The sequence below is a fragment of the Budvicia aquatica DSM 5075 = ATCC 35567 genome (genome assembly GCF_000427805.1).
Taxonomy (GTDB): domain Bacteria; phylum Pseudomonadota; class Gammaproteobacteria; order Enterobacterales; family Enterobacteriaceae; genus Budvicia; species Budvicia aquatica.
Window position 1 is genome coordinate 144,854 of the sequence record NZ_KE386592.1, and the last position, 11,797, is coordinate 156,650.

11 protein-coding genes and 1 other RNA gene are annotated in these 11,797 nt (G+C 48.1%); 5 read left to right on the forward strand and 7 right to left on the reverse strand.

The features are described from left to right. The first annotated feature begins 64 nt into the window (after positions 1–64). Positions 65–718, forward strand: coding sequence for an isoprenoid biosynthesis glyoxalase ElbB (elbB, locus tag YWE_RS0126085; RefSeq protein ID WP_029097074.1), 654 nt, complete (start codon positions 65–67; stop codon positions 716–718). Then, the gene (mtgA, locus tag YWE_RS0126090; RefSeq protein WP_036017186.1) at positions 715–1,437 is read left to right on the forward strand and encodes a monofunctional biosynthetic peptidoglycan transglycosylase; all 723 of its coding nucleotides are present in this window, start codon (positions 715–717) and stop codon (positions 1,435–1,437) included. The genes elbB and mtgA overlap by 4 nt, the downstream gene beginning before the upstream one ends. Before the next feature lie 63 nt (positions 1,438–1,500). Here the strand turns inward: mtgA and dolP are convergent, their stop codons facing one another. The 4 genes from dolP to YWE_RS0126110 are packed head-to-tail and all read right to left on the reverse strand — an operon-like array spanning position 1,501 to position 4,870. Next, complete coding sequence (gene dolP, locus YWE_RS0126095) at positions 1,501–2,073, reverse strand: division/outer membrane stress-associated lipid-binding lipoprotein (protein WP_029097076.1); 573 nt, start codon at positions 2,071–2,073, stop codon at positions 1,501–1,503. A 17-nt stretch (positions 2,074–2,090) separates the two neighbouring features. Continuing rightward, on the reverse strand, positions 2,091–2,681 hold the full coding sequence (gene diaA, locus YWE_RS0126100) for a DnaA initiator-associating protein DiaA (RefSeq protein ID WP_029097077.1): 591 nt from the start codon (positions 2,679–2,681) through the stop codon (positions 2,091–2,093). Between the two features lie 54 nt (positions 2,682–2,735). Next, positions 2,736–3,137 carry a YraN family protein gene (locus YWE_RS0126105; RefSeq protein ID WP_036017187.1) on the reverse strand — a complete coding sequence of 134 codons (402 nt, stop codon included), beginning with the start codon at positions 3,135–3,137 and terminating at the stop codon, positions 2,736–2,738. Then, positions 3,095–4,870 (reverse strand): penicillin-binding protein activator, encoded by a 1,776-nt coding sequence (locus YWE_RS0126110; RefSeq protein ID WP_029097079.1) that lies wholly within the window; start codon positions 4,868–4,870, stop codon positions 3,095–3,097. Before YWE_RS0126110 ends, YWE_RS0126105 begins: the two co-directional genes overlap by 43 nt. 64 nt (positions 4,871–4,934) lie before the next feature. Here YWE_RS0126110 and rsmI point away from each other — a divergent pair, with 64 nt between their 5' ends. After that, a complete protein-coding gene (gene rsmI, locus YWE_RS0126115; RefSeq protein WP_029097080.1) occupies positions 4,935–5,804 on the forward strand; it encodes a 16S rRNA (cytidine(1402)-2'-O)-methyltransferase in 870 nt (289 codons plus the stop codon). A gap of 48 nt (positions 5,805–5,852) precedes the next feature. Here rsmI and gntP read toward each other — a convergent pair whose 3' ends face one another. After that, entirely contained in the window at positions 5,853–7,196 is a 1,344-nt protein-coding gene (gntP, locus tag YWE_RS0126120) for a gluconate permease GntP (RefSeq protein ID WP_029097081.1), read from the reverse strand. Between the two features lie 386 nt (positions 7,197–7,582). Here gntP and rnpB point away from each other — a divergent pair. Next, positions 7,583–7,959: RNase P RNA component class A (gene rnpB, locus YWE_RS29330), an RNA gene on the forward strand. 150 nt (positions 7,960–8,109) lie between these two features. Here the strand turns inward: rnpB and YWE_RS28830 are convergent. Further along, entirely contained in the window at positions 8,110–8,370 is a 261-nt protein-coding gene (locus tag YWE_RS28830) for a hypothetical protein (RefSeq protein WP_036017188.1), read from the reverse strand. A gap of 81 nt (positions 8,371–8,451) precedes the next feature. Further along, entirely contained in the window at positions 8,452–11,448 is a 2,997-nt protein-coding gene (locus YWE_RS28835; protein WP_345917570.1) for an autotransporter outer membrane beta-barrel domain-containing protein, read from the reverse strand. Positions 11,449–11,521: 73 nt separating this feature from the next. Here YWE_RS28835 and YWE_RS0126135 point away from each other — a divergent pair. Next, positions 11,522–11,797 (forward strand): transposase (locus YWE_RS0126135; protein WP_029095213.1); only part of this gene is annotated, 276 nt, incomplete at its 3' end.

Consider the following 11,797-nt stretch of genomic DNA (forward strand, 5'->3'; position numbering starts at 1 on the left):
TGCGTTTGGCTCAGCCAGATAAAGTCAGTTAACAATAACGTAGAGTTTGTAAAAGGAGTGGATCATGAAACGGGTTGCAGTGGTTTTAAGTGGATGTGGATTTTTAGACGGCGCAGAAATTCATGAGTCGGTATTAACCCTTCTCGCGTTAGATCGCGCAGGAACAGAGGTGACCTGTTTTGCTCCGGATCAACCTCAGGCCCAAGTGGTAAACCACTTTACCGGCCAACCTGCATCTGAAAGTCGCAATGTTTTAACCGAATCTGCACGTATTGCCCGAGGTAAGATTCAGCCACTTTCACAGGCCGATGCCTCACTATTTGATGCATTGATTGTTCCCGGTGGGTTTGGTGCAGCCAAGAACCTGAGTAACTTTGCGATTCAGGGCGCTGAATGTGACATTAATCCTGACCTGACTCGCTTGGTTAAAGCGATGCATCAGGCAGGAAAACCGATGGGCTTTATCTGTATTGCTCCCGCATTACTGCCTAAAATATTAGGTGTTCCTGTGCGGTTAACTATTGGTAATGATATTGATACCGCCGAAGTTATTGACAGCATGGGCGGCGAGCATGTGACCTGCCCGGTTGATGATATTGTGGTTGATGCGGACCAAAAAGTAGTGACAACACCGGCTTATATGTTGGCTCAGCGTATTTCTGAGGCCGCTCTTGGCATCGATAAATTGGTTGCACGGGTGCTGGTACTTTGTGAATGAGTAAAAGTGCGCTCTCTCGAATGAAGGGGCGCCTGTTCTTTTGGTTTAAACGGTTCTGTCTGACCGTTTTACTGATCTGGGGAGCGGGCATTGTGCTTTTTTCATTCTTACCGGTGCCGTTCTCTGCCGTTATGGTGCAAAAGCAGTTTGGTGCCTGGCTAACCGGGAATTTTTCCTATGTTGCCCGCCATGAGTGGGTTTCTATGGATGAAATCTCACCGTATATGGCGTTGGCGGTCATTGCTTCAGAAGATCAGAAGTTTCTGACCCATTGGGGGTTTGATCTTCATGCCATTGAGTCTGCCCTGACTCATAACGAGCGCAAACCTAACCGAATCAGAGGGGGCTCAACCCTCTCACAGCAAACGGCGAAAAATTTATTTCTCTGGAACGGCCGTAGTTGGGTACGAAAAGGCTTAGAGGCGGGTCTGACGACCGGCATTGAGCTGGTTTGGACTAAACGCAGAATTCTGACGGTTTATCTCAATATTGCTGAATTTGGTGAAGGTGTTTTTGGCGTAGAGCAGGCGGCTCAACAATACTTTGGTAAATCGGCTAAAAATCTGACTCAGTCTGAAGCCGCTCGCCTGGCCGCGGTATTACCTAACCCGATTCGTTTTAAGGCAAACAGGCCATCAGGCTACGTTATCCAGCGCCAGAATGCGATTATGAGACAGATGAATTTATTGGGCGGAACAGGATTTATTAAGGAATTGTAGGGCGTTGGATGCTGTTCACTTGGTTATCATCCCGGCTTTCACCGGGATGACTGTATAGCAGGGTTACTTCACGTACTGGAAGACGGTAATAACGCGTTTTACGCCGCTGACCGTACTGGCAACTTTTGCCGCTTCCTGACCTTGCGCTTCGGTCACCAGTCCCATTAAGAAAACTTCACCGTTCTCGGTGACAACCTTAACGTTGCTTGATTTCACTTTATCGCTGGTCAATAGCTGTGAGCGAATCTTGGTGGTAATCCAGCTATCGCTAGATGCGGTACCAAGATCGACAGGGGTTCCCTGACGAACCGCATTGTGAACGGTTTCAACGCCATCTACGCCGACGGCGATATTTCTGGCACGTTCAGAAAGCTCAGCCTTTGGCGTTTGGCCCGTGAGCAATATGCTACCGTGATAAGCCGTAGTAATAATTCGAGCTTCTTGTTTGATTTGTTGGTCTTTACTGATAGCGCTGCTGACACGGGCTTCTAATGTAACATCATCCACCTGAGTGCCCACTGTGCGCGGATCGGTTGCCGTTTTTGTCGCAACGGCTGCGCCACCGGCCACAACGGCAACACATCCTTGTAACATGGCGGTACTAAGTAAAATAGCTACGGCCGTTAGGGTACGAATTTTCATTAAAAACTCCTTCAGTCATCCTGGTGAGGGAATAGGGTAAAATCAATTAGATCGCAAAGACAGTTTACAATCAGCATGTGCATTTCTTGTATTCGAGCTCCCCGATGAGAGGGGATGCGCACTTCAACGTCTTGCTGACCTAATAAGCCAGCCAGCTCTCCGCCATCGCAGCCAGTCAGCGCAATAATCGTCATATCACGGGTGACCGCGGCCTCAACGGCCTTGATAATATCTCGGCTATTGCCCCGGCTTGAGATTGCCAGCAATACGTCTCCGGCTTGACCTAATGCCCTAACCTGTTTTGCATAGACCTCATCTTTTATGCCGTCGTTGCTGATGGCCGTCAGCGTGATGCTGTCTGCACTCAGCGCAATGGCCGGTAAGCTTGGGCGTTCAGTTTCATAACGGTTAATTAAGCTGGCCGAAAAATGCTGCGCATTCGCGGCAGAGGCACCGTTTCCACAGGTCAGTATTTTATTACCATTAAGCAGTGATTGCACAATGGTGGTTGCGGCGCGAGAGATGGAGTCGGGTAATGCTTCTGCTGCGGCAATTTGTGTTTGAATACTTTCTGTAAAACAGCCTTTGATTCTTTCCAACATAGTATGAGTTCTACTTACGTATCTGCTTATTGTGACCTATTGCACCGGGAAAAACTAAGCTTCACCCTCGGCACCAAAGGCATTTGGCAACCATTGTAACTGATTACCGGTGATCGCTAAAACGTCAAATCGACAGTTTGTTGTCTCAAGGCTCAATTGACGTTGGTTTAACCAGCGTGAAGCGGCAAGCAATAACCGTTGGCGTTTATGCCAGGTGATCGATTCAACCGCGTTACCAAAGTTGGCATTTTTGCGGTATCTGACTTCAATAAATACCCAGATATCGCCGTCTTGCATGATTAAATCAAGCTCGCTGCCACGAAATTTAATGTTAGCTGCAATAAAAATCAAACCCGACCTTTCAAGATGGCGACGCGCTATAGCCTCATAGCGCGCCCCGACCTTATAGCTGGTTATTTTACCGGTACTAACTGACCCTGACGATACTGTATCCATGGCAATTGACGGTTAATCACGCAGTTGTTGTCTGCGCTGAGTATGCCCGTCGCACCGGTAACTTGGAAGTCCGGAAGCTGACGTATTTCTGAAAAATGCGAAGCAAGTTCCCAAGCATCCGCCCCCATACCGTAGAGGCGGAACTGAGAGTAATCACCGTTGTATTTAGCGCCGCCTTCTTGGGCCAATGCCGGAGATAAACCGACTAACATCGGTATTTCACTGAACTGGACACCTTCCATTTCAAAGCGGAAGTCCGGGCCTGCTCCGGCCTGATAGCTACGCGAGCTGGCATAAATTGAGGCAGAACGAGAGGCTTTAGAGATATCCAGCATTGGCTTAATCAGCGCTAATTCCGGCTGGGTAGCGATAATATAGATGGCATCAACCGGGCCGGTTGGTACGCCAGTTACGCCTGATTCCAACGTAATTGGCTGGCCTTCAGAACGCATACCTGCGCCGCCGGCAATCGCCTCTTTTAAATCACCCAACTTGCCAAAGTATTGAACCTGTGCAGCACCGGTGCCGTTTTGGCTCCACTGCTCGGCAAACGCCTTAGCGGCTCGGGTACCTAAGTCACCGCGTGGGGCAATAATTAATGGTGACGTTTTACCCTGAGCAAAGATATGGCGGGCGGCATCGCGGGCTTCGTCTTCCGGTGAAAGGGCAAAATAACAAACGTTGATGCGATCTGCGATTTTTTCCGGCTTATTCAGCGCCAGAATACTTAGGGTTGATGGCGACGCGGCTAACTGCTCAACTTCTTTTTTCAGCAGCGGGCCGACAATCATGGTGGCGCCTTCCTGTTCGGCCTGAGCTAATAGCTCCGCCAGCGGTTTAGAACCGGTATCGTATACTTTTACCTGAGAATCACTTTTACTCAGCGCCTTAGCGGTATTGAAACCATCCTGAATGGTTGGCCCGAACTGTTTGCCCGGCCCGCTCATTGGCAGCATTAATGCAATGTTGGCACTGGATGACTTTTGAAAGCCTAAGGCACGGGAAAGCTGGCTTGGTAAAGTCTTAGAGGCCGGATGCTCGCTATAACGGTTCTGCCAGTCTTTAATGGCTGACTGCAGCATTTGGTTATCAGCTTTATTATTCTGATAGGCCTGAAGTAATTCAAGCCAACTGCTCAGCGTATATTCATCAGCATTGATGACCAGCGTATTGAGCACCGCTGGCGTGAACTGGGTTAGCAGTGCCCAGGTTTGGTCAACCACACTCTGGCGCTCTTGATCGCTGACCAGCGGCTCAAGGTTAATATATGCACGTAGCTGAGCTAAAGGGTCGCGACCTTGATTGGCCAGAACTTCAACCTGATAATAACGAGCCTTCTGCACGTTAGAGAGATCGCCGACTTTAATGTTTTTTAGCCATAACTGGGCGTCTTTGCTATCCTGCCTCTTTGCTGCAAGCTCAGCGCGTAGAAGTTGCCTTTCCTGATCTTGTGCAATAGGCAGCATATTCGGTAATCCGTTCAGGATATCGGATGCCTGCTTGGTATTATTTTCAATAATCAGAGCGCGTACGGCAAGAAGCTGCCAGTTAATTTTGGCATCACCGGAGCTTTGGTCTATTTGCTGTAGGTAATAAGGTGATTTTTGAGAAATGTCACCCTGAATACTGTCCGTTGAATTTTTTAAATTTTGGCATCCCGCCAAGAACAGCGCAGCCAGTACGATTGGCAGCGCTTGGCTTGCCTTGGTACGGAGGTATGTGATTAAACGCATGCTGTATCCAATTTTACTCATACTTTGAGATTGTTAATATTAAATCGGTCACCCGGATGAAACAATGAGTCAACATAATCAAGCAGCGATTTCACCTTCGACACTCTACGTCGTTCCCACGCCTATCGGTAACCTCGGCGACATCACCCAACGAGCCTTAGCCGTATTGGGTAGCGTCGATTTAATTGCGGCAGAAGATACCCGTCATACGGGCCTACTATTGCAGCATTTTGCCATTAATGCCCAACTTTTTGCATTACACGATCATAATGAGCAATCTAAGGCTGACATCTTAATCGCAAAATTAAAAGATGGACACAGTATAGCGCTTGTTTCTGATGCCGGAACGCCATTAATTAACGATCCCGGCTACCATTTAGTACGTCGTTGCCGTGAAGAAGGCATTCGTGTTATTCCGCTTCCCGGCGCCTGTGCCGCTATTACCGCCATGTCTGCGGCGGGTTTACCTTCAGACCGTTTCTGCTATGAAGGTTTTTTACCGGCAAAAACAAAATCTCGTTGCGATACGCTGCGCAGCTTAGAAGAAGAGCCAAGAACGCTGATTTTCTATGAGTCAACCCATCGATTGCTCGACAGTTTACAGGATATGGTCACGGTTTGGGGGCCTGAACGTTATGTGGTTCTGGCCAGAGAGCTGACAAAAACCTGGGAAAATATCAAAGGTGCACCGGTTGGTGAGCTTTTGGCTTGGGTAAAAGAAGATGAAGTCCGTCGCAAAGGTGAAATGGTTTTGATTGTTGAAGGCCATAAAGTACAAAGTGATGAGGCAATACCTTCAGAAGCATTACGCACTTTAGCTTTATTGCAAAAAGAGTTGCCGTTGAAGAAGGCTGCCGCACTGACCGCTGAAATTCACGGAGTTAAAAAGAATGCATTATATAAATATGCATTAGAACAGGCCGACAGCGAATAGCATGATTAAAGCCGCGCATTGAGCGCGGCTGATGTTACATCTGGTCGATCACACAAACATCGCGATCAGTAATACCATTCCCAGACCCACGACTGAGTTGACCAATTCCAACATACCCCACGTTTTCAGCGTATCTTTAATCGATAGGTCAAAGTAGCCTTTGAACAGCCAGAACGAGGCATCATTAATGTGGGTTAACGTATTAGAACCGGCCGCAGTAGCCAGAACCAGTAACGCCGGGTCGACGCTGGTAATGGTGCCGGTTACCGGGTCCATAATAGCAGAACCGATAATACCGGCGGCGGTCATGGCAGAGACTACGCCCTGTCCGGTTGATAGACGAATCAGTACCGTAATCAGCCAGGCCATAATGTAAGGTGAAACGCCGCCTACAGACATGAGCGTGCCGATAGTGTTGCCGATACCGGTATCAATAATTACCTGCTTAAGCGCACCGCCGGCACCAATGATTAAGATAACCATTGCAATGCCCTTCACCGCCGCCTCAAAGGAATGCATGATCCAGTCCATTTTGTGCCCGCGTGATGTACCGAACAGCAAAAAGGCGACCAACATGGCAATAAACATGGCGATCGGGGATGAGCCGATAAAGTTTATTATCATGTAGGCGCTGGTTCCTTTAACCAGCCAAATATTGGCAATGGTGGTGCCTATCATGATGAAGGCAGGAATCAGCGGAACGAGAATAGATGTGCTAAATGACGGCAGGTTATTCTCATCAACCGGGTTTTCTGCTTTTAAGAAGCTCGGGATTGGGCGCTCAAGGTTACCTAAAAATTTCGGTAAGATAAGACCTGCGCAGATAACCGAAGGAATAGCCACTAACACACCGTAGATGTACACCATTCCCATATCTGCACCGTAGGCGCTGACTAGGGCAACCGGCCCCGGCTGTGGCGGAAACAGGGAGTGGGCGGTCGTTGCGGCAGCAACGGCCGGAATAGCCAACTTCAGGAATGGAATTTTTGCTTCAATCGCAATTGCAATGACCAACGGCGCCAAAATAATAAAGGCGACCTCATAGAACATAGCCAGACCGAAGATCAACCCGATAATAATAACGGCCGCTTCAACATATTTTAGGCCGAATTTACGCAACAGCGTTTGGGCAATCTGGTGGGCAGCACCTGAATCAACCATCAGCCGGCCGATAACCGCACCAAACACCACGATAATCGCAAGCTCACCTAGCGTGCCACCAAAACCCGCCTTGATTGTATGCATTAGCTCGAGCAGGTCCATACCGGCAAGGATACCTACCATCAGTGCAGCCAGCAGCAGAGCTACCATTGAGTTAAGTTTGAATTTGATGTTGAGTATTAGCATCAGTCCGATGCCAAGCACCACCCAAAGAATATTAAGCCATTCCATCATATGTAGTCTCCGAATCTCATTTTATTGGTCAGTCCAATTTTTGGTTATGTAAATGTTAAAAATTAACCTTTATAATCATATTGTTATTATCATTACTCTAAATAATGTCATTTTAAAGATCATATTTAACGCACATATTAATAGTCTAAATAGCTTTAAGGATATCGTTGTCAGTCCAATTTGAGACGTGATGCACAAAAATTCATTAATTGGTCTAATATCTTTTAGGTTTCTAATGTAGGTCATAGAAATGGAGGGGGGATTTTACCTTTACGGAGGTGCTTACCAAGAGATTATGATAATTCTGTGATGGTTTTTGGGGCACGCCAATAATCTGCCTGCAGTTCTGGCATATCTTTCGAGGCAGATGTATACTGCGCGCCGGAGTCGGCCAGACAGTCGCCGCTTCACCGTAGTCCTTTCGGGGAGACGGGTGGAGGGGAGGAAAGTCCGGGCTCCATAGGGCAGGGTGCCAGGTAACGCCTGGGAGGCGCAAGCCTACGACCAGTGCAACAGAGAGTAAACCGCCGATGGCCTGCGTAAGCAGGATCAGGTAAGGGTGAAAGGGTGCGGTAAGAGCGCACCGCGCGGCTGGCAACAGTCCGTGGCACGGTAAACTCCACCCGGAGCAAGGCCAAATAGGGGTTCACATGGTACGGCCCGTACTGAACCCGGGTAGGCTGCTTGAGCCAGTGAGCGATTGCTGGCCTAGATGAATGACTGTCCACGACAGAACCCGGCTTAACGGCCGACTCCCTCATCTTATAAAACAATGTGTTGATGTAGTTCCTGCCGTATCTCAGATAATGGGATGCAGAGTGGGATACATCGACAGTTGCCTTTCAGGATCAAATCTTTCTTAATGCCTGTAATAAATCGGATGTTTAAAAACAGTTATGATGTTAGGTATTCATAGTCCATTTATATAGCGGTAAACAACCGCTAAGTTAATACCTAGTTGATTGGCAATATTTGAATGGCTTTTCCCTTCAGCCAGCAATTTTTTAATTAACCGACGAATATCTACCTCATTCCCCTGATAAATATAACGGACCTGAAAGGTTCGATTACAGGTAATACACCGGTAGCGCATAAGACCAGATCGAGCGGTGCCATGTTTTCGAACATAGGTTTTATCTTCACAATAGTGACAACAAGGCTTCACGTCCATAATTGGCCCCTTATAAATATTTATTTTTGGAGGGTTGAAGGGCGGATAAATTACCCGCCCTGTTGCAGTGACGAATCGACTTTAGAAGCGGTACTTAATACCGATCATGACGGATGTATCGCTATAGCCGTTACTCCCCATCTGTTGAGCCACATTGCTCCATAGATTCAGGTGTTTATTGACCTGACCTTCAGCGCCTAGTTTCAATTCAGCCAGATTACGACTACCCGATTGCTTGATTTCTACCCCATTCAGCGCCGCACCGGCCTGCTGAGTGTTGTTCAACCAGTTGGCTTCGGCATACAAAGTAAATTGTTTCTCTTTACTGCTGTCGCTGACGCTGTCACGAGAGACCTTCACGCCCAAACGGGTCTGAACGTTGTTATCCCCGGATGACGTTACCTGAGTACCGTTAACTTCTTGATGGTCATCCGCCGTAATGCCGCTCCAGATTACCTGTGCCTGCGGTGTAATAAACACATTACTGTTCAGACCCTGATAAACCGGGATCCGGTAGCCGGTCTCTACCGATGCGCTCAGTCCGCTGATGTCGTAGTTTTCACCCGAGAGCTGGTCACCTTTCACTTCGCCGTTCAGCCAGCTGTACTGCATCCAACTGTCGACATACAGTCCGTTGAGACTGGCTGCATCCTGATACCAAGTGGCATAAACCCCGGCACTGTAGCCGTCGACATTACCTTCCGAGTGATATCCGGTTCGGTTAGATCGGGTTTTACTGCTGGCATTACCATAGGCCGCCATCAGACCAACACCTAAGCGATCGCTGTCAGTAAAGTGGGTATCCCCGATCTCCCCCCCGCCCTGAATCAGGTAGCTGTTAGTCGTGGTACGTGACTGACCGGTAGTATCACGGAACTTGTTTCTTGAACCGACCTGACGTAGCCATATACTGGAGTTCTCTGCCCGGCCTTCCCGATCTTCTAAACGCAAATTAAACAGCTTGCCGGCTATAGCCATATTGGCCATATAGCTGCCCGCTTCAGGACGGATAATATTTTCCGCGGGTGTTGGTACCGTTGGTGTATTTGGGGTTGATGCTGGTGTTTCTGGATCAATCTCCGGTATCCGTGGTTCTACCGGTGGTATCACAGGATCTACCGGCGGTAAAACCGGCGGGGTTGGAGGCACTATTTGAGAGCGCAAATACCAGTTGCCATCATCCGGCGTGGCGACGCCGCCCTTATTCAGGAAGTACTCATAGGCACCCGCTACCGCACGACCTCGTAGTGTAAAGTTGCCGCCGGATAACCCCCCTACGCTAATCACTTCAATGCCATTGACGGTTGGCTGACCTGTACCACTAATGTTATTGACGATAACCCCGGTTTCACCGGAGGTATTGCCAGTTACTATCAACTTATCGGAGGCTGACGCATCGTCATTCAGTACCGTGTTGAAATTCAGCAAACCATTATTGCCGATATAATTACCGGATACGGTCAGAACAGTGCCCGGTGCACCGTTAAAGTTCACAGTGCCTCCGTTATTCAGGCTGGCCACGGTTTGGTTATAACCGGCTAAATCCAGAGCGCCACCCGCCACAGTAACAAAATCAGAGTGAAGGCTAAAAGCCCCTACAGCCCCGGCTTGTAATATCCCGCTATTGACGGTAGTAATACCGGCATAATCATTCACAGCAGTTAGCCTAGTAGTCCCTGAATTCACTTGATTGACGGTTAATAATCCCGACATTATCGGTGAAAAGTCAATATCATCGGTATGGTTAAAGTTGACGATTGCCGATCCGGAACCACCAGTGATACTCGCCGTATTAAGAGTACCGGCCACATTACCGTTACCGATGTTAAGGGTACCACTACTGGTTGGATCAACTGCCATCGCTACGTCTTTGGCAGATACTTCGGACTTATCAGTAATAGTCAGGGTACCGTTTCCTACGTTACCAACAGTGAGCATTTTGCTGGTATCCCACTGTGACCCATCGTCTGTCACATTAACAACACCGGTTGAGCCGGCATATCTGCCGATAGAAGCACTTTCATTGGTAACAGAGCCCCCTTTACTAATCGTCAGCAAAGCATTGCCTGATTCGCCAACAGAGAGAGTGCTGCTATTTTTAGTAGTAATTTGGCTACTATTGAATTTTATTTTCCACAGCGACCCACTGCCTGTCACATTGACCATACCGGTTGAACCGCTATTCCTGCCGATAGATGCACTTTCATTGATAACCGTGCCCCCTTCACTAATCGTCAGCAAACCATTTCCAGATTCGCCGACAGAGAGCGTATTGGTTATGTTATTAACAATGTTGCTACTAAAATATTTGATATTCCACAGTGACTCACCACCTGTCACACTAACAATACCGATTGAATCCGTCTCTTTACCGATAGAAGCACTCATATTGGTAATAACAGTGCCACCCTCACTAATCGTCAGGTCCCCCTCTCCGGCATTACCAACAATGAGTGTGTCGCCACTATTCCACAACGACCCGCTATCGGTCACATTGACAACGCCGGTTGAACCTGCTTCTTTGCCGATGGTTCCAGAGCCTCTAATATTACTAACAGTCCCCCCCTCACTAATTGTCAGCGCACCATTTCCGGCATTGCCAACGGTGAAAGTATTACCGCTATTATATGTGATAGTCCACAACGACCCACTGCCTGCCACATTAACAACACCAGTTGAATCCGCGGCGGAGCCGATAGTACCAAATCTACTGGTAACTGTTCCCCCCTCACTAATCGTCAGTGTGCCATCTCCGGCGGAGCCAACATAAAGAGAACTACCGCTGTTAAGATTCCACTGAGACCCACTTCCTGTTACATTGACGACACCTGTTGATCCATTATATCTGCCGATATAACTATGATAGCTGGTGACTGTGCCACCCTCACTAATTGTTAGCAAACCATTTCCAGAGTCGCCAACATAGAGCCAACTGTCGTTATTCCACTGTGACCCGCTCCCTGTCACAATGGCAATCCCCGTAGCCCCAGTATTAGTTCCAATGGAACCAACGGAATGATTAAGTGCTCCGCCATCACTAATGATAAGCGAACCATTACCTGAGTAACCTACATAAATATAACTGTATGATCTGGTCTAATAATCGGTGACACTGACTTAAGAGGATATAATCCTTGAACAGGAGGTGCCTATGGCCCAGATAACACGTAAAAAGTACAGCAAAGAATTCAAGATTGAAGCAGCCAAACTTGTCTGTGAGCAGGGATTTTCATGTGTCGAAGTCGCCCGACAACTGAACGTCGCCGACCAAAATATAAGTCGCTGGGTCATCGATTACGAACAGTCACGNCAAACCGAATGTCTGGGTGAAAGACCTCGCAGCGAACTTGAAGCTGAATTACGCCGCCTTCGTGCTGAAAATGAAGAACTCAAGCAGCAGAAGGAAATCCTAAAAAAGGCCACTGTA